Annotated in this window: 19 protein-coding genes; 1 reads left to right on the top strand and 18 read right to left on the bottom strand. The window is 61.8% G+C overall.

Translation table 11 applies throughout. From position 1 onward, the window contains the following. Positions 1-6: 6 nt before the first annotated feature. The 5 genes from aceK to AAG813_RS02865 all read right to left on the bottom strand — a co-directional run bounded on the left by aceK (position 7) and on the right by AAG813_RS02865 (position 4,705). Entirely contained in the window at positions 7-1,818 is a 1,812-nt protein-coding gene (gene aceK, locus AAG813_RS02885) for a bifunctional isocitrate dehydrogenase kinase/phosphatase (protein WP_341911654.1), read from the bottom strand. A gap of 5 nt (positions 1,819-1,823) precedes the next feature. Further along, positions 1,824-2,486: a carbonate dehydratase gene (gene can / locus AAG813_RS02880; RefSeq protein WP_341911652.1), complete on the bottom strand. Its 663-nt coding sequence runs from the start codon at positions 2,484-2,486 to the stop codon at positions 1,824-1,826. A gap of 108 nt (positions 2,487-2,594) precedes the next feature. Next, positions 2,595-3,776, bottom strand: coding sequence for an isovaleryl-CoA dehydrogenase (locus AAG813_RS02875; protein WP_341911650.1), 1,182 nt, complete (start codon positions 3,774-3,776; stop codon positions 2,595-2,597). Positions 3,777-3,796: 20 nt separating this feature from the next. Then, positions 3,797-4,258 (bottom strand): PaaI family thioesterase, encoded by a 462-nt coding sequence (locus AAG813_RS02870; protein ID WP_341911648.1) that lies wholly within the window; start codon positions 4,256-4,258, stop codon positions 3,797-3,799. Between the two features lie 42 nt (positions 4,259-4,300). After that, a complete protein-coding gene (locus AAG813_RS02865) occupies positions 4,301-4,705 on the bottom strand; it encodes a MerR family DNA-binding transcriptional regulator (protein ID WP_096667450.1) in 405 nt (134 codons plus the stop codon). A 113-nt stretch (positions 4,706-4,818) separates the two neighbouring features. Here AAG813_RS02865 and AAG813_RS02860 point away from each other — a divergent pair, with 113 nt between their 5' ends. Next, positions 4,819-5,886, top strand: a complete 1,068-nt coding sequence (locus tag AAG813_RS02860) for an MBL fold metallo-hydrolase (RefSeq protein WP_341911645.1) — start codon at positions 4,819-4,821, stop codon at positions 5,884-5,886. A 104-nt stretch (positions 5,887-5,990) separates the two neighbouring features. Here AAG813_RS02860 and AAG813_RS02855 read toward each other — a convergent pair whose 3' ends face one another. From AAG813_RS02855 to AAG813_RS02795, 13 genes are all read right to left on the bottom strand, one after another. Continuing rightward, a complete protein-coding gene (locus AAG813_RS02855) occupies positions 5,991-6,632 on the bottom strand; it encodes a response regulator (RefSeq protein ID WP_341911643.1) in 642 nt (213 codons plus the stop codon). A 258-nt stretch (positions 6,633-6,890) separates the two neighbouring features. Continuing rightward, positions 6,891-8,909 (bottom strand): chemotaxis protein CheA, encoded by a 2,019-nt coding sequence (gene cheA, locus AAG813_RS02850; protein WP_341911642.1) that lies wholly within the window; start codon positions 8,907-8,909, stop codon positions 6,891-6,893. Positions 8,910-8,986: 77 nt separating this feature from the next. Further along, positions 8,987-9,355 carry a response regulator gene (locus tag AAG813_RS02845; protein ID WP_341911640.1) on the bottom strand — a complete coding sequence of 123 codons (369 nt, stop codon included), beginning with the start codon at positions 9,353-9,355 and terminating at the stop codon, positions 8,987-8,989. A 2-nt stretch (positions 9,356-9,357) separates the two neighbouring features. Further along, positions 9,358-10,290 carry a flagellar motor protein MotB gene (gene motB, locus AAG813_RS02840; RefSeq protein ID WP_341911638.1) on the bottom strand — a complete coding sequence of 311 codons (933 nt, stop codon included), beginning with the start codon at positions 10,288-10,290 and terminating at the stop codon, positions 9,358-9,360. Positions 10,291-10,311: 21 nt separating this feature from the next. Further along, positions 10,312-11,175 carry a flagellar motor stator protein MotA gene (motA, locus tag AAG813_RS02835; protein WP_341911636.1) on the bottom strand — a complete coding sequence of 288 codons (864 nt, stop codon included), beginning with the start codon at positions 11,173-11,175 and terminating at the stop codon, positions 10,312-10,314. Between the two features lie 25 nt (positions 11,176-11,200). Then, a complete protein-coding gene (flhC, locus tag AAG813_RS02830; RefSeq protein ID WP_341911635.1) occupies positions 11,201-11,851 on the bottom strand; it encodes a flagellar transcriptional regulator FlhC in 651 nt (216 codons plus the stop codon). A 54-nt stretch (positions 11,852-11,905) separates the two neighbouring features. Next, positions 11,906-12,250 (bottom strand): flagellar transcriptional regulator FlhD, encoded by a 345-nt coding sequence (gene flhD / locus AAG813_RS02825; RefSeq protein WP_341912129.1) that lies wholly within the window; start codon positions 12,248-12,250, stop codon positions 11,906-11,908. A 262-nt stretch (positions 12,251-12,512) separates the two neighbouring features. Then, positions 12,513-12,818: an EscU/YscU/HrcU family type III secretion system export apparatus switch protein gene (locus AAG813_RS02820; protein ID WP_341911633.1), complete on the bottom strand. Its 306-nt coding sequence runs from the start codon at positions 12,816-12,818 to the stop codon at positions 12,513-12,515. Further along, entirely contained in the window at positions 12,805-14,157 is a 1,353-nt protein-coding gene (locus tag AAG813_RS02815; RefSeq protein WP_341911632.1) for a flagellar hook-length control protein FliK, read from the bottom strand. The genes AAG813_RS02820 and AAG813_RS02815 overlap by 14 nt, the downstream gene beginning before the upstream one ends. Continuing rightward, complete coding sequence (locus tag AAG813_RS02810; protein WP_341911630.1) at positions 14,154-14,495, bottom strand: flagellar protein FliT; 342 nt, start codon at positions 14,493-14,495, stop codon at positions 14,154-14,156. The genes AAG813_RS02815 and AAG813_RS02810 overlap by 4 nt, the downstream gene beginning before the upstream one ends. Position 14,496: 1 nt before the next feature. Continuing rightward, positions 14,497-14,973, bottom strand: a complete 477-nt coding sequence (gene fliS, locus AAG813_RS02805) for a flagellar export chaperone FliS (RefSeq protein WP_341911628.1) — start codon at positions 14,971-14,973, stop codon at positions 14,497-14,499. 12 nt (positions 14,974-14,985) lie between these two features. Then, positions 14,986-16,422: a flagellar filament capping protein FliD gene (gene fliD / locus AAG813_RS02800; RefSeq protein WP_341911626.1), complete on the bottom strand. Its 1,437-nt coding sequence runs from the start codon at positions 16,420-16,422 to the stop codon at positions 14,986-14,988. Positions 16,423-16,445: 23 nt separating this feature from the next. Then, a complete protein-coding gene (locus AAG813_RS02795) occupies positions 16,446-16,721 on the bottom strand; it encodes a flagellar protein FlaG (protein WP_341911624.1) in 276 nt (91 codons plus the stop codon). Between the last annotated feature and the right edge of the window lie 204 nt (positions 16,722-16,925).

Below are 16,925 nucleotides of genomic sequence, written 5' to 3'. Positions count from 1 at the left end.
CCGTCCTCAGGCTTTCTGCGGCGCATGCCTGCGCACAAAACGCCGCTCGCGCTCGTAGGGAAACACGTCGTGCACATGGCCGGCGGCAATACGCTCCTTGTGGCCCTGCCAGAAAGCGGCGTCAAGCAGGTCGGCGTGGTACTTCATGAAGACCTCGCGCACGGCGGGGTTGCCCAGCAGGAAGGGCTCGAAGGTCTCGGGGAACACGTCCCTGGGACCGACCGAGTACCAGACCTCGCCGCTCATCTCTTCCTCCTCGTTGCGCGGCGTCGGCACCTTGCGAAAGTTGCAGTCCGTGAGGTATTCGATCTCGTCGTAGTCGTAGAACACGACCTTGCCGTGGCGCGTGATGCCGAAGTTCTTGAACAGCATGTCACCCGGGAAGATGTTGGCGGCCACCATGTCCTTGATGGCGTTGCCGTATTCGACCACGGCGCGTTCGATCTGCGCCTTCGCCGCCGGCTCGTCCACGCCGGTGTCGAAGGCTTCCTGCAGGTAGATGTTGAGCGGGATCATGCGCCGCTCGATGTACACATGCTTGATGATGACTTCGATGTTGCCGTCGCCGTCGCGGTCGCTGATCTCGAGCTGGCTGGGCGCGAATTTCTCGATCTCGGTGATCAGCTCGTCGTCGAAACGCTCACGCGGGAAGGCCACCTCGCTGTACTCCTGCGTGTCGGCCATGCGGCCGACGCGGTCGTGCTGCTTGACCAGCAGGTACTTGGCCTTGATCTGCTCGCGCGTGGTGTCCTTCTGCGGCGGGTAGTAGTCCTTGATGACCTTGAACACATAGGGAAAGGACGGCAGGTCGAACACCAGCATGACCATGCCCTTGATGCCGGGGGCAATGCGGAACTTGTCGGTCGAATGGCGCAGGTGGTAGAGGAAGTCGCGGTAGAACAGCGTCTTGCCCTGCTTGGCCAGGCCCAGCGCGTTGTAGATTTCGGCACGCGGCATGCGCGGCATCATGCTGCGCAGGAACTGCACATAGGCCGAGGGAATGCCCATGTCCACCATGAAGTAGGCCCGGGCAAAACTGAACAGGATTAGCAGATCGTCTTCGCCGATCAGCACGGCATCAATCGCCAGCTTGCCCGATTTGGTGTGCAACAGGGGCAGGGCAAAAGGCAGCTCGTTGAAGCCGTTGATCAGCTTGCCGACAATGTAGGCGCCCTTGTTGCGAAAGAACAGGCCCGAGAGCACCTGGATCTGGAAGTTGGCGCGCAGCTTGACGTCGCCGAGCCGGCCGCCCAGTTCCTCGACCACGTAGCCGGCGTCGCGCGCCAGGTCTTCAAATTCGATGTGCAACTCGAAATCGTTGACCAGCCGGACCAGGTGGTCGTGCAGGGTATCGCGCTGGGGGTAATAGGCCCGGTAGGTGGGCCGCGCGGCGGGCTCGGTGTTTTCGATGTACTCGGTGCTGATGGCCGGCCGGACAAAAATGAAATCGTTCTGGAAATAGCTGCGGTGCAGGATCTTGGTGGTGACCGAGTTGAAAAAGGTCTCGGCCAGTTCGGGCTGGTGATGGTCGACCAGCAGCCCGATGTAATGCAGCTTGACCTGGTGCCAGACGTCCATGGACTGCTCGCCGGCCTTGAACTCGCGCTCCAGCCGCATCGAGGCCTCGCGCACGCGCAGGTCGTAGAACTCGATGCGCTCGCGCTGGGCTCGCTGCTGGCCGTGCCAGTCGGCGGTTTCAAAACGGTGTTTGGCGCGCGCCGACTCGGTACGGAACAGCTGGTAATGCCGGTTGAAGCCGTCCATCATCGCCTTGGCGATGTCGTAGGCAAGCGGCGAGTCGAGGCGCTGCGGAAACATGGCCGTCAGGCGGGGCGCCGGGAGTCCCAGACGCGCTCGACCGCCAGGCGGTACAGCGCATCAAGATCGGTGGGGTCGGAAATGGTCATCTTCAGGTCCTGCAGCAGGCCGTCGTGCACGCCAAAGGCCCAGCCGTGGATGCTGACCTTCTGGCCCTTGGCCCAGGCATCGACCATGACGGTGCTGACGCAGACGTTGACCACCTGCTCGATGACATTGAGGTCGCACAGCGCGTCGGCGCGCAAGGCCTCGGGCAGGCTGTCGAGCAGCTGGCGGTGGCGGTGCCGCACGTCCTGGATGTGGCGTATCCAGTTGTCGGCCAGGCCGATGCGTGCGCCGTCCAGCGCCGCCTGCACGCCGCCGCAACCATAGTGGCCCACCACCATGATGTGCTCGACCTTGAGCATGTCCACCGCGAACTGGATGGCCGAGAGCGCGTTGAGGTCGGAGTGCACCACGATGTTGGCCACGTTGCGGTGCACAAACACCTCGCCCGGCTCCAGGCCGGTGATCTGGTTGGCCGGCACGCGGCTGTCGGAGCAGCCGATCCACATGTACTTGGGCTTTTGCTGCTTGACCAGCTTGGTGAAAAAGCCGGGACGATCCCGCTCCATCTGCTCGGCCCAGGCGCGGTTGTGGGAAAAGAGGTCGTTGATCGAAGAGGTCATAAATGCCATTTTCACCTGCTTTGGCTGTCATGCCGGACCTGATCCGGCATCCATCCTGGTTCACTTACATGGATTGCGGGTCAAGCCCGCAATGACAAGTTCAGAGAGTCACATCGTCTCGGCAAACAGCTCGCGTCCGATCAGCATGCGGCGGATCTCGCTGGTGCCGGCGCCAATTTCATACAGCTTGGCATCGCGCCAGAGCCTGCCCAGCGGGTAGTCGTTGATGTAGCCGTTGCCGCCGAAAATCTGCACGCCCTCGCCGGCCATCCAGGTGGCCTTTTCGGCGCACCAGAGAATGACGGAAGCGCAGTCCTTGCGCACCTGGCGCACATGCTCGGTGCCCAGAAGGTCGAGGTTTTTGGCGACCGTGTAGGCAAAGGAGCGGCCGGCCTGCAGCACGGTGTACATGTCGGCCACCTTGCCCTGGATCAACTGGAACTCGCCGATGCTGGTGCCGAACTGCTTGCGGTCGTGAATGTAGGGGATCACGCTGTCCATGACGGACTGCATGATGCCAAGCGGCCCGCCGGTGAGCACCGCACGTTCGTAGTCGAGCCCGCTCATGAGTACCTTGGCGCCACTGTTGAGGCCGCCCAGGATGTTCTGCGCCGGCACCTCGACGTTGTTGAAGACCAGCTCGCCGGTGTGCGAGCCGCGCATACCCAATTTGTCGAGTTTCTGCGCGACCGAAAATCCCTTCATGTCTTTTTCAATCAGGAATGCGGTGACGCCGCGCGCGCCGAGCTCGGGTTCGGTCTTGGCGTAGACCACCAGGGTGTCAGCATCGGGGCCGTTGGTGATCCACATCTTGCTGCCGTTGAGCAGGTAATAGCCGCCCTTGTCCTCGGCTTTCAGCTTCATGCTGATGACGTCGCTGCCGGCGCCGGGCTCACTCATGGCCAGCGCACCGACATGTTCGCCGCTGATCAGCTTGGGCAGGTACTTTTTGCGCTGCTCTTCGGTGCCGTTGCGCTTGATCTGGTTGACGCACAGGTTGCTGTGCGCCCCGTAGGACAGGCCGACGGAAGCGCTGGCGCGGCTGATTTCTTCCATCGCGATCATGTGCGCCAGGTAACCCATGTTGGCGCCGCCGTACTCCTCGCTGACGGTGATGCCAAGCACGCCCAGGCTGCCCATTTTCTGCCAGAGGTCCATGGGGAACTGGTCGTTGGCGTCTATTTCAGCAGCGCGCGGCGCGATTTCGGCCTGGGCGAATTCGCGCACCGCATCGCGCAACGCGTCAATGTCTTCGCCAAGCTGGAAGTTGAGTCCGGGCAGGTTGTTCATGAGGGTCTCCTTTGTTGTGTTCAGTTTTTCACGTCGTCACGGCCGGTGATGGTCATCAGCGTGGCGCCCATGGTGGCAATGAGTTTTTCGCGGCCGTCGTCGATGGCGTAGGCGCGCCCCTCGGTCACGGTAACGGTGCGCCCGGGCTTGATCACCTGGCCGACCATGCGAAAACGCTGGCCCTTGGCGGGGGCCAGCAGGTTGATCTTGTATTCGATGGTCAGCACGCCGGCGTCAAGCGGCATCAGCGTGAAGCCGGCGTAGCCGCAGGCCGAGTCGAGCGCCGTGGCCACCATGCCGGCATGCAGAAAACCGTGCTGCTGGCTCAACCCGGCGGCCCAATCGAGTTCGATGACGACCCGACCGGGCTCGATGTCCCCAAGTGAGGCGCCCAGCGTGGCCATGGCCCCCTGGCGCGCAAAACTGTCCTGCACGCGGGCCGCATAGCCCGGGTCCCTTGGCTCGAAATGGGGAAGTTCCATGGCCGGTTCCTGGTTGACGTTTACGTAAACGTCAATTATGGCCTATTTTGCGGTTTTGGCCGTCTTGGCCAGCAGGGCGCGGGCTTCCTTTTCATGGAGCCTGACCTCTTCCAGATTGGCCTGCAGGTCAGCCATCTGTTCCTCGAGCTGCTTGCGGTGCTGGGCCAGCACGGCCAGGAATTTCTTCAGCTGCGGGCCGGTGTCGCGCGGGCTGTCGTAGGTGTCGATGATTTCCTTGGCCTCGGACAGGCTCAGCCCCAGGCGCTTGGCGCGCAGGGTGAGTTTGAGCCGGGTGCGGTCGCGCGCGCTGTACACGCGGTTGCGCCCGCCGGGCCCCTCGCGCTGCGGCTGCAACAGGCCCATGTCTTCGTAGAAACGGATGGCGCGTGTGGTCAGGTCGAACTCTTTGGCCAGATCGCTGATGGAGTGCGTGGTCGTGGTTGCCATGTGATGAAACCCTGGTGACAGGGCCCTCGTGAAGCCGCTCGGTAATTCAGGTGTAATGCAGGAATCAAGCTTACGTTAACGTAAACGTCAATTCAACCCGGCGATCTTACAAGATGAATCCACAGGAAGCCCAGCTGCACTACCCTTTCGGCGATGCCCTGCCGCCGTCCGGCGGCGCCATGGAGGTCGCCCCCGGCGTCAAGTGGCTGCGCATGCGCCTGCCCTTTGCGCTGGACCACATCAACCTCTGGCTGCTGCGCGACGAGCGGCCCGGCCCCGCGGGCAGCGTGCCCGGCTGGACGGTGGTGGACTGCTGCGTCAGCCGGGACGAGGCCAAGGCGCAGTGGGAGCAGATTTTTGCCAATGAGCTGGAAGGCCTGCCGATCCTGCGGGTCATCGTGACCCACATGCACCCGGACCACATTGGCCTGGCGCACTGGCTGTGCCAGCGCTGGAACGCGCCGCTGTGGATCAGCGCCACCGATTACCACACCGCCCGCATCGCCACCGGGAACAGCACCGGTTTCGGCGGCGAAAGCGCCGCCGCGTTTTTTGCCTCGCATGGGCTGAGCGACCCGGAATCGCTGGCGCAAATCCGGGCGCGCGCCAACTACTACCCCGGGCTGGTGCCCGACGTGCCCGCGCACTTTCACCGCATGATGGACGGCCAGACCATCAGCATCGGCGGGCGCCGCTGGACCTGCATCAGCGGCTACGGCCACGCCCCCGAACACATTGCGCTGCACTGCGCCGAAACCCGCACGCTGATCAGCGGCGACATGGTGTTGCCGCGCATCTCGACCAATGTCAGCGTGTACGACACCGAGCCCGAATCCAACCCGTTGACCCTGTTTTTGCAGTCCATCGACAAGTTCGCGCCGCTGCACGCCGATACGCTGACCCTCCCCTCGCACGGCAAACCTTTCCGGGGCCTGCACACGCGGATTGCGCAGCTGCACGAGCATCACCGCGACCGCCTGGCCGAGGTCATGCAAGCCTGCCAGGCCAGCCCCTGCAGCGGTGCCGACATCCTGCCCGTGATGTTCAAGCGTGCACTGGACCTGCACCAGACCACCTTCGCGATGGGCGAGGCGGTCGCGCACCTGCACACCCTGTGGTTTGAGGGCCTGCTGCAGCGCCGGCTGGGCGATGATGACATTTACCGGTTTGCACCGGCCTGACACGATGGCTGCCACCGGGGGAGCGCAGTGGCTCAGATGATATCGGCGGTCAATTGACGGAAACGGGCGCCAATTCGTCCACTACCTGCTGAATCAGCGCCGCATCAACGCCATTTGCGATTGGCCCCGATCAGGGCGGTCACGTACCCGTGCAACCAGTCAAAATTGATTGGCTTGCCATGGAAATGGGCGTCGGACGGAAGGCCGCCCCTGGCCTGAATGGCCTCCATGGACAACCCGCTGATCACCAGAATCTGCATGGCGGCCAGTTGCTGGTTGCGCTTGATGCTGCGCAGCATCTCGATGCCATCGACGCCGGGCATATTCAGATCGGTGATCAGCAGGTCCGGCCGCATGCTGGCAATGTCCATCAGCGCTTCCATGGCCGACGGCATGAAGGTGCAGTCCATAGCCAGGTCCCATTCGTCGAAATGGGCGAGGTACAACTCGCGGGTCAACTCTTCGTCTTCCACCACCAGGACGCTCAGGCGCTGCCGGGGATCGGGGTCGGCCTGGGTGAGTTGCGGGCTGTGTTTCTTCAGGTAGTTGTTGATCGCACGCAGAGACAGCCGGCGATGGCCACCCAGTGTTTTCCAGGCCGGGATTTCTCCCCTTTCAACCAGCGACTGCACCGTCGCCACCGACAGCCCCAGCAACTTGGCAGCATAGGTGGTGCCGCAGTAGTCGTCACTGGAAAACTCTTTCGCCGTGATGGCGCTCTCAGAAGATTGAGGGTCCCGCGTCACGAGAAAGTCCGGAAAGATTGGCATCCGGCACATTGCGCCTGGCGCATTTTGGTGGATTTGTTCATAAATTTCACTATTTCCAGCGTATTTGACACTTTTCGGCTGAATTCACCCGCCATGGTAACGTGGTTCTTCAGCCACGCCGGGAGCGGCCAATATGCCGGACGGGACTGCATCACCACCAGACTGCAGGTCTGGGCAACCTGGCTGAGCATCAAGAGAGGATCGGCCTGGTTTTTGCTCGAACCTCTGACGCGTCTAGCCCCGCTGGCCTGCCTTTTCGCGGTTGATCCGCTGCACTGCCACGACATCGATGATCAGCGCGACGTTGCCGTCGCCCAGAATCGTCGCCGCGGAAATGCCCGGCACCTTGCGGTAATTGGTTTCCAGGTTCTTGACCACCACCTGATGCTGGCCGACCAGCTGATCCACCAGCAGCGCAAAACGCGTTCCGTCGGCCTGCACGATGACCGCGATGCCCTGCATCGGATGGTTCACCGCATCGGCGACCCCGAACAGCTTGTGCAGCTCAATCAGCGCCAGGTACTCGCCGCGTACATGCATGACATGTTCGTCGCTGGTGATCGAGTGGACATCCTTTTCCAGCGGCTGCAGGGATTCGATGACGTAGTTCAGCGGAAGAATGTAGATCTCCTTGCCAACTTTGACCGACATGCCGTTGAGGATGGCCAGCGTTAGCGGCAGGACGATCCTGATGGTCGTGCCCTTGCCCTGCGCAGACGCGATTTCCACATGGCCGCCCATCTCGTGGATGTTACGTTTCACCACATCCATGCCCACTCCGCGGCCGGACACGTCCGTCACGGCCTCTGCGGTGGAAAAACCGGGCGCAAAAATCAGCTGCCAGACTTCGTCATCGGAAATGGTCTCGCTGATTGCCATGCCCTGCTGGATCGCCTTGGCCAGAATCCTTTCCCGAACCAGCCCGCCGCCGTCGTCCTTGACCTCGATCACGATGCTGCCGCCCTGGTGCTGCGCCGACATGGTCAGGCGCCCGACCGGGTCCTTGCCTGCGAAAACGCGCTGCTCGGGACTTTCGATGCCATGGTCCAGGCTATTGCGGACCAGGTGGGTGATCGGATCGATGATCCGCTCGATCAGGCTCTTGTCCAGCTCCGTTTCCTTGCCGACCGTGATCAGCTGGACCTGCTTGCCGAGCTTGGCCGACAGGTCGCGAATCAGGCGCGGAAAGCGGCTGAAGACATAGTCCATGGGCATCATCCGGATCGACATCACCGATTCCTGCAGATCCCGGGCATTGCGCTCCAGATGGCCCATGCCGCTGAGCAGGCGCTCGTGCAGCACCGGGTCCAGCGTCGAAGCAGTCTGCGTCAGCATCGACTGGGTGATTACGAGCTCGCCGACCAGGTTGATGATCTGGTCGACTTTTTCGACATCCACCCGGATGGAACTTGACTCCTTGGCACTGCCGGCCGCAGGAGGCGCAGCAACACCCGCGGCAGGCCTGGCAGGAGCCGGCGCGAGCGCAGACGGCTCGGGGGAAACAGCCTGACTCGCCGGGACGCTGGCGTCCGGGGCCACGGTTGCAGCATCGGGAGCGGCCGGGGGCTCCGTGCTGATTTCCATCTGATCCGCCTCGATGATGAAGCAGCAAACGGCAATGATGTCGTCAGCCTCACAGGTGGTCTTGAGCCAGATGCTCAGGCTGTCCTCCGTCTGGGTTTGCGCAGTCACCTTACCCAGATTAGCCAACTCCTCGCTGAGTACCCGGCAATCGCCTTCGGAGACTTTCAGAAAGCGCACCTTCAGCGTCCGCCCGTCCGTGGCGGCCGCCGGCTCGGGAGCAGGCGGGGCCGGCGCGGGAGCCGCCGCCTGCGCCGGGGCGGCTGCAGCGCCGGCAGCCGATCCACCCTCTTCCTCCGCCAGTTGCCGCAGCACCTCGCAGATTCGCACAACCGTCTCGCGGTCAGGTTCGCCGCCATCCCGGTAGGCACTCATTTGTTTTTGCAGCACGTCTTTGGTCTCCAGAAAGGCATCCATCAGCCTGGTGTTCAGTTTGAGTTCGCCGTGACGCGCACGGTCGAACAGGTTTTCGAGCAGGTGGGTGGTTTCCGTCAGCGCGAGAAAGCCAAACGTGGCCGCGCCGCCCTTGATCGAATGCGCGGCACGAAAAATCGCATTGAGGTGTTCGCTGTCCGGCGCCTCCAGATCGAGCCCCAGAAGCAACAGCTCCATTTCGGCCAGCAACTCGTCGGCCTCCTCAAAAAATGCCTGGTAAAACTGGGTGATATCCATCGCTCTAGGTCTCTCGTGTTAGGTGCGGTCTGTCCCCGGCAGGCAACAGATGTCGTACGCCGGGGCGGAAGCCGGTGTCAGGCCATCAGGCTGCCCACCACTGCCAGAAGGGTTTCGGATTCGATGGGCTTGCACAACCAGCCGGTTGCGCCGGCTTTCCTTGCCTCTGATTTGCTGGCGTCATTGCTGACCGTGCTCAGGACCAGGATCGGCACCTGCATGCAATCGGGCCGTTGCCGCAGCTGGCGCGTCAATTCGCCGCCATCCATGGGAATCATGGTCCAGTCGGTCAGCACCAGATCGACGGCGGACTTGTTGACCTGCTCCAGGGCAGCACTGCCATCCTCGGCAAGCAACACGGCGTAGCCAGCCTGCTGAAGCACGGCGGAATTGAGATGGCGCATGACGGCAGAGTCGTCAACCACCAGTACGGTTTTCATGTTCATGATCAGATTCGGCTTCCGGGTTTTGCGGCTGGGGCGTCGACCGCGGCTTGTTTGCCGCCGCCCGGCCTGACGCTGGCCTGCTTGAGGGCGGACGTGGCGGTGTTGCTGTTTTCGATATCTGCTTGCGCGCGGCGGTTCAGCACCACGATGCTGATGCGGCGGTTGACCGGCGCATACGGGTCATCCTTGTTCAGGTGGACACTCGAAGACACCCCCACGACCCGCAACACCTTCGTATCCTGCATGCCGCCGGCGAGCAACTCCCGCCGCGACGCGTTGGCCCGGTCCGCCGAAAGTTCCCAATTGCTGTAGGACTTGTCACCCTGCGTGTACGCCGTTGCGTCGGTGTGTCCGGAGAGCGTGAGTTTGGTGGGTTGTTCGTTGAGCACCGGGCCGAGTTCGCGCAGGATGGTCCGCATGTAGGACACGACCACAGCGCTGGATCGGTCGAACATGGGCCGGTTGCTGCTGTCAACGATCTGGATCCGCAGGCCTTCGGGCGTGATGTCAATCAACAGCTGTGGCCGGAACTGCTTGAGTACCGGGCTGGACTCGATCATGTCGTCGAGCCGCTGCTTCAGGTCTTCCAGGCGCTTGACGTCATCGGAATCGTTGCTGCTCTCCTCTTCGGATTTCTTTATTTCCCCGTCCACACGGGAAGTCGGGTCGGAGCCGCCGCCCGGAATCACACTGGTGCTGTTGCTGCTTTTCTGGCCGCCGTTGATGGCCACTTTCAGAGGCATCTTGAACTGCTCCGCAATGCCTGCCAGCTGCTTGGGCGACGAGGTGCTCAGCAGCCACATGACCAGGAAAAACGCGAACATGGCCGTCATGAAGTCGGCAAACGCGATCTTCCATGCGCCGCCGTGGTGGGCGGCTGCCCGCACCGGCCGCTTGATGATGATGATGGGACGTTTGCCGCCGGCGTCGCTCATGGCAGACTCCTCCCGCCGGCCTTAACGGCTCTTGACGTCACGGACGTGCTCGTCAAGCTCGGTAAACGACGGGCGTTCGGTCGAACACAGAATCTTCCGGCCGAATTCCACGGCCAGCTGAGGTGCATAGCCGTTCAGGCTGGCCATCAGGGTGACCTTGATGCACTGGTAGACCTTCAGGGACTCGACCACCTTGTGCTCGATCAGTGTGGCCAGAGGAGACACAAAGCCATAGGCCATCAGGATGCCGAGGAAGGTGCCGACCATCGCATGCGCGATCAATTGCCCCATCTCCGCAGGCGGCAAGTCGGCAGACGCCAGCGCGTGCACCACGCCGAGAACCGCAGCCACAATGCCCAATGCCGGAAGCGCATCGCCGACCCGCATCAGACTGTGCGCCGGAACTTCTGCCTCGTGTTTGTAGGTTTCGAGCTCGTGCTCCATCAACTCGCCAATCTCATGCGCATCGGTGTTGCCACTCACGATCAGGCGCAGGTAGTCGGTCATGAACTCCAGCACCCGCTCATCCTTCAGAATCACCGGGTAGGGGGCAAAAATGGGGCTGTTCTGGGGGTCGTCGATGTCCGATTCCAGCGCCATCATCCCTTCCTTGCGGCCCTTGGACAGCAGCACATAGAGCAATGCCAGCAGTTCCATGTAGAGCGCCTTGTCGTGCTTCTTGGAGTTGCCCAGCAACTTGGGAAGCTGCTTCATCGTGGCGCGTATGGTCTTGCCGTCGTTGCCCGCGACGAATGCCCCCACGGCGGCCCCGCCAATGATCAGCACCTCAAGAGGCTGAAACAGCACGCCGAAATGCCCGCCCATCAGCGCATACCCGCCGAACACGGACCCCAGCACAACCAGATAGCCAACAATTACCAGCACAGTGTTCTCCCACTAATCATTCAAATCAGGCGGTTGGCAGGCCAGCCGCCTGTGCCCCGCGCGCGCCGTTCATCACGTCAGCCAGCCATTGCGAGGATGACGCCGCGCGCTGGTTGCCGGTGACGGCGATTGGCATGTCGGCATGGTCGTGCTGCAAGCTGACCTTGCGTGTCTTGCCCGCACGCGAGGGGGGGCGACACAACACGCAGACGTAACCGGACTGGGAGTCGTGGGCATGGGCGACAAAAAGACCGGTGCAACGGGTGCAGGTGCTCAGTTGCAGCATGTCACTGTCAAAGAAGCGCACCAGCGTCCAGGCCCTTGTGAAGTCAAGAACCGGCTCACCGCCCTGCTGCTGCACCTGCTCGAGATAGAGACGGTAGCTCTTGATGATGGCCGCAATCCGGGTACATTCCCCGTGCGTGACCATGAAGCGGTAGATGTTGTAAAACATCGACGAGTGGATGTTGGACAGCCAGGTCATGAACCAGTCGGTGGAGAAAGGCAGCAAGCCTTTGGGGGGTGAAGCGCCCTTGATCTCCTTGTACAACTTGATCAGGCGGTCCCGGCTCAGGCTGGTTTCGGCTTCCAGGAACTGCAGGCGGGCACCCAGCTTGATCAGGTCAATGGCCAAATGGATTTCACGTGCCTCCAGAATGACACTCTTAGTGGCCATGAGGAAGGCTCCCGCAAATATCAAGCGCGGTGGCGATGCGGTCAGGGCGGAACATCACCGGACCGCCTCGACCTGCTGGCCGGACAGCAAAATGGCGGTGTGCGCCTGCTGCAAGGCCAGATTCTTCCCGTCCAGTGTCAGGGCCGACAAAATGGGTTGGTCGTCAAACCTGAAGCGGCACAGCAGCAGGCTGGAACCTGCCAGCTTCACTATCTGAGACAGCGACAGATTGCCGAGCAGGTCGGCCAGCTCCCGGCTCATGCCCAAGCGGAACATGGCAGTAGCTACATCTTCCCTGACCAGTCGCTGGGCGAGCAACAGGTAGGACAAATTCAAATCACCAATCTCGTTGGCGGTACCAGTTTCAATCACGTCTGAATTCCTCTTGTATCTCGTCATGTTCTCTGCGGAGGAGTCAAAAGCAAATAGCAGTACTTTTGTCATATTTCCGCGGTATCACAAATTTCTAATCACTTATGTCAGTAAAAATCGGCTTTACGATTTTTAACATATGGACTTCAAAAATTACATGTAGGGGTCAAATTTATCATTTGAGTATCATTTTTACGTCAATTATCAGATCTGATAAGTGATACAAACTGACTAAACAAAACTTTTAATTATTTAAAATGTCGTCCTGGCGACTTAATAGCTATTTGGCCTACTTTTGCTGCCTCTCGAGTTGATGCACCCACGCCAGCATTTGCGCGACGGCCAAGTACAACTTAGGAGGGATCTGGGAATCGAGGTCCACATGCATCAGCAGCTTCACCAGATCAGCCGAAGTGTGGACATACAGCCCGCTTTCCTGCGCGCGCCGGACGATGGCCTCAGCTGTTGCGCCGTAGCCCTTGGCCACGACCCTGGGTGCACCATTTCCGACTGCAGCAGAGAGCGCCACCGCGCTTGGCCTGGCGGACAGCAAGCTTTCGGCCGTGGAGCCCGGGGGTGGGTCAAGCAGCGGCATTGCCTGGCCCCGGAATATTCAATGCTGCGGTATCTTCCGCCAAGGCGCCGATCTGTAATTCGGCCAACTGCAGCCCCAATGCATCGAAGCGCTCTGGCAACCCATCGCGGCCAGCGTCGAGCAGCGCAACGGTGGTCTTTTCCGATGCCAGCACATGCAGCCGTAGCGCGGTGTCGGCAAGGCTCAAACGGAGGTCCACGGTGCCCAGCTTGGGCAGTTGCATGGTGATCCGGGTGGTCCAGGTGGACACTGCCGGGAGATCACCATCGTCACTGCGGCCCTCCGCCTGTTCCGGCTGCTCACCGCGCTCCTCGCGTATTTCCCAGTCCATGGGCACGCCCGGCCAGCCTTCGCCGCTCCAGCGAAAGACCGGCAGCGTCAGCATCTCGAGCTGCTGGCGCACCAACGCAACAGCCTCCGGATGAATGGCTGCGACCGGTTCGCCACGCTCCGGAACCGGTACGGCGCCTTTGCCAGTGTTCCCATCGTTGAATTCCTGTCCGCCAGCGCCATGAAGGGTGGGCAACCCGCTTTCCGGCATTCCCACACGGCTGTAGGCTGCGGCAAATTCGGCTGTTTCAGGGTGAACCGCCCTGCCCGATGGTTGCGGCATGGGGTCGGCAAGGTCACCAGCTTCGGCGCTGCTGTCTGCTGAATCAGAAACGGCATCCTGCGGCACCACCACAAGCGCAGGCGTACCGACGTCAGGCACTGCAGGGACAGCCCCCGTGAGCGCCCCGGCAGGTGCCGGAACAGCTGGCGTCGGGAGAGCCCCGGCGCCGCCAGCTGCCAGCTCCGGCGTTGCGAGAGGCGCAGCCGGAGCGGTCATGACGCGACTGCCGGCAGACGACAGCCCGGCTTGGGGTTCCTGCACCATTTGGGCCAGCGTGCGCGTACCGGCGGCATACTGCTGCAGGTGGGATTCGTAAAACAGGCCCGAGGCGGCGACCGTCCGGGCCAGCGTGGCCGCCAAGGCAGGAACCGCCAGCGTGGCAACCTGCGGCGAGAGGGGTAACACTCCGCGAATGGCGGGTGCTGCATCCGCCGGCAGCTTCAGAATGATGCTGACCACACGGGCGGCAGCACTCAGGGTAACGGCACCGCTTGCCCGGCCCAGGGCGCTGCCCTGCGCGCTTTCACCCCTGTCGGGAAGCACCCCCGCCAACTGACGCTGCAGGGCTTCGCGCGATGGCAAGCGGACGTCATTGCTGATTTTTTCGACGTTCGTCACGGCGCCAGGACCGGCAATTTCAACCTGCGCCTTCAGCGGTACCAGGTCCACGCGCTGACCCAGCCGCGTGGCCAAAAGGGTATCGACCAAAGGCGTCACACCGCTCATGACAAGACATTGCCCTGACCGTAGGCACGCTGAAGGCTCTGCTGCTGCTCCAGGCTCTGCATCACCGTCACCAGCTTGGTGAGTTGAGGCATGAGCATACCGAAAATCTCGTTGGAATTGGCCGTGATCCGGCTGAGCAACTGGTACTTCCGCGCCAACTGCGCTTCGTCCAGCACATGCAAGGGCTCTATCTCCCTGAGGCGATCCACCATGCCGCTGTACTGCGTTTCCAGCACCGGCAACTCGGCCCATTGCTTGGTACGGGCCAGTATCAGCATGCGTTCCGTCAGCGGTGCAATCTGCTCGTAACAGTGCATGACTTCACTTTGGGAACCCATGTCACGCTCCAGCAGAAAAACGGGCCGCCCCTGGCTCAGGGGAAGTCGCCGGCAGCAGTCGCGACTGCTGGGGATCAATTTCGCGCCACGCGGAACTGATGTTGTCCAGCAAGCGGTCCGCCTCGTCCAGCAGCGCAGGGTCGTTGCGCAGGTTGGCAAACAGAAGGCGCTGGGTGACATAGTCGTAAAACGCCGACAGATCCGCCACCAGCTCGGCGCCGGCCATGCCGCCGGCTTCCGGATCCAGGCTCGCTTTCAGGCCGTTGTCGACGATGTTGATGGCCTTCGAAATGGCATGGCCCTTGGCGCTGATTTCGTTGTTGGCCATGTGGTGACGCGCCATGGCAATGGCCGTTTTCGCACCATCGAACAACATGGTGATCAGCTGGTGAGGCGAGGCACTCATGGCCCCGCTTTCGGTGCCAACCTTGGCGTAGGCGCTCGCGCCGGAATTGTAGGAATGGGAGGGGGTGTACATAAACCTTCAGGCCTATTTGTTTGAACTCATGTTGGTGAACTGCTGCGTCAGGTAACTGGCGGTGGAAGTCATGCGGGAAACAAGCATGTCGAGCTCGGTAAACTGAGTCCGGTAGCGCGCCACGGTGGCCTGCACCCGGGTCTCGGTGGCGGCGTACTGGTTGTCCAGGGATTTCAGGGTGGTCTTGACGCCGGTGGTGGCTGCATTGAGCATGCCGCTGGCACTGGTGAAGGTATCGACCAGTGCCGAAACCTGCTTGCCCACACCTGTGCTGCCACCTCCGCCCGCAAACAGCTCCGCGACAGCGCTGCGGTTGTCGGCAAACGCCGTCTTCAACTTGGCGGCGTCCAGGGCCAGCGTTCCATCCTTCTGGAAACTCACACCAACCTTGGACAGGACCTTCAGTTCGCCAACCTGCGGCGTATTGAGTGCGGCCCGAATTCGGGTCTGGATAGTGCGCAATGTCGAATCGCCGACCAGCGCTGCGCCGGTGTGCTTTTCCGTGTCGTATCTGCTCAGCTGGCCGGCTGTGGTTTGCAGGCTGTTGTAGGCAGTGACGAAACTGCTGACCGCGCTTTCCACCGAACCGGCATCACGGTTGACCGTCAGGGTGCTGGCACCCGTCCTGGCCAGCGTCATAGTGACACCCTGAACGGCCTCTGCCACGGTATTGCTTTTCGATGTCACGGCAATGCCGTTGACCTTGAGGGCTGCGTTGCGGGCCGCTGCGGTCTGCTGCAAGGCTTGGGCAGCCGAGGGATCATGGTTCAACAGTGTCTGCAGGCTGGCGTCGCCCGTCACTGCAATGCGCATGCTTGACGCTTCGCCCGTCTGTTTGGAACTGAGGACCAGACGGTAAGGAGATGTACCGCCGTCATTGACGATGCTGGCCGTCACCCCCATGGCGGCATTGCCGTTGATGGCGTCGCGCAGGCCTTCGAGCGAATTGTTGCTGTCGTCGATCACGATGGATTGCGCCGCGCGGCTGGCATCCGGCGAAAAGCCTGCCCCGCTGTAGGTGCCGCTGACCGGGTCGAGCGTGCCGCCGGAGATGCTGCCGAAATCAAGGGTCACCGTGCCTTTGCCGATGACGGCCTTGGGGTCCATCACACCGACGGCAGCGAGCGATTGCGACTGCGCCAGCTGGGTCACCTCAATCGAGTAGCTGCCGGCGACACCGGTTGCCGAGGCCGAGGCTGTCAGCACATCGGTTGCACTGGATGCGACCTTGACACCCTGGAACAACGTGGCGTCCGCCAGCTTGCTGGCTGCCGACTGAAAGCTGCTGAGCGCGTTCTGCAACGTACCGTAAGCCGACAGCTTCGCCGTATAGCTGATCTGCTGCTTCTGCAGCATCACCAGCGGCTGGCTCTCGGCGGTGGTGAGACTGGTGAGCAGACCGCTCAGATCGAGATTCGATCCGACACCCAAACTTGCAACTGAGGCCATGAAAACTCCTGAAATTCCTTGCGTTAAACGGTCTGGTGCACCAGCAGGCCCTGCAGCCTTCCAAGCGCCCGGGAGATCCGCACCACCTCTTCCGATGGCATCTGCCGGATCAGCTCGCCGCTCTCCACGTCCACCACCTTGACGATCATGGTGTCGGCCTCCTTGTCGAATTCGAACTGCACACCGATGGAGGCCATCCTCAGGGTCTGGTTGATCTCCGCCAGCGCGGCACGCTCCTGCACCTGCCCGGGCGCCGTTTTTTTGCCAGCCTGAACTGTTGTCCCTGGTTCGCCTGGCACGCTGGCACTTCTGCGGGATCCCACGGAGGAAGGCACAGCTTCGCGCGACGGGGCGGTGGTCACTGCGGTTGCGGGAATCGTCACAGCTTGCTCTCCTGAAAATTTCGCTAGGCACTCCCGCCTGATGCCAGGCGGGACGGCTTAACGCAGGCGGTTGGACCGCCTGAATTGCACATAAATCCAGCAGCGTGCGCCCCGGGGCGC

This window comes from Polaromonas sp. YR568 (genome assembly GCF_943371715.1).
Taxonomy (GTDB): domain Bacteria; phylum Pseudomonadota; class Gammaproteobacteria; order Burkholderiales; family Burkholderiaceae_C; genus Polaromonas.
The sequence above is the reverse complement of the archived record's forward strand: the minus strand, read 5'-3'. Positions and strand labels throughout refer to the sequence as shown.

Bases quoted from the DNA above. Each gene is read 5' to 3' on its own strand.
- can (WP_341911652.1), bottom strand. From the start codon at position 2,486: ATGACCTCTTCGATCAACGACCTCTTTTCCCACAACCGCGCCTGGGCC.
- cheA (WP_341911642.1), bottom strand. From the start codon at position 8,909: ATGGATATCACCCAGTTTTACCAGGCATTTTTTGAGGAGGCCGACGAG.
- AAG813_RS02810 (WP_341911630.1), bottom strand. From the start codon at position 14,495: ATGGGTTCCCAAAGTGAAGTCATGCACTGTTACGAGCAGATTGCACCG.
- flhC (WP_341911635.1), bottom strand. From the start codon at position 11,851: ATGGCCACTAAGAGTGTCATTCTGGAGGCACGTGAAATCCATTTGGCC.
- fliD (WP_341911626.1), bottom strand. From the start codon at position 16,422: ATGGCCTCAGTTGCAAGTTTGGGTGTCGGATCGAATCTCGATCTGAGC.
- fliS (WP_341911628.1), bottom strand. From the start codon at position 14,973: ATGTACACCCCCTCCCATTCCTACAATTCCGGCGCGAGCGCCTACGCC.
- motB (WP_341911638.1), bottom strand. From the start codon at position 10,290: ATGAGCGACGCCGGCGGCAAACGTCCCATCATCATCATCAAGCGGCCG.
- flhD (WP_341912129.1), bottom strand. From the start codon at position 12,250: ATGACGAGATACAAGAGGAATTCAGACGTGATTGAAACTGGTACCGCC.
- AAG813_RS02860 (WP_341911645.1), top strand. From the start codon at position 4,819: ATGAATCCACAGGAAGCCCAGCTGCACTACCCTTTCGGCGATGCCCTG.
- AAG813_RS02870 (WP_341911648.1), bottom strand. From the start codon at position 4,258: ATGGAACTTCCCCATTTCGAGCCAAGGGACCCGGGCTATGCGGCCCGC.
- AAG813_RS02845 (WP_341911640.1), bottom strand. From the start codon at position 9,355: ATGAACATGAAAACCGTACTGGTGGTTGACGACTCTGCCGTCATGCGC.
- aceK (WP_341911654.1), bottom strand. From the start codon at position 1,818: ATGTTTCCGCAGCGCCTCGACTCGCCGCTTGCCTACGACATCGCCAAG.
- AAG813_RS02815 (WP_341911632.1), bottom strand. From the start codon at position 14,157: ATGAGCGGTGTGACGCCTTTGGTCGATACCCTTTTGGCCACGCGGCTG.
- AAG813_RS02875 (WP_341911650.1), bottom strand. From the start codon at position 3,776: ATGAACAACCTGCCCGGACTCAACTTCCAGCTTGGCGAAGACATTGAC.
- AAG813_RS02820 (WP_341911633.1), bottom strand. From the start codon at position 12,818: ATGCCGCTGCTTGACCCACCCCCGGGCTCCACGGCCGAAAGCTTGCTG.
- AAG813_RS02865 (WP_096667450.1), bottom strand. From the start codon at position 4,705: ATGGCAACCACGACCACGCACTCCATCAGCGATCTGGCCAAAGAGTTC.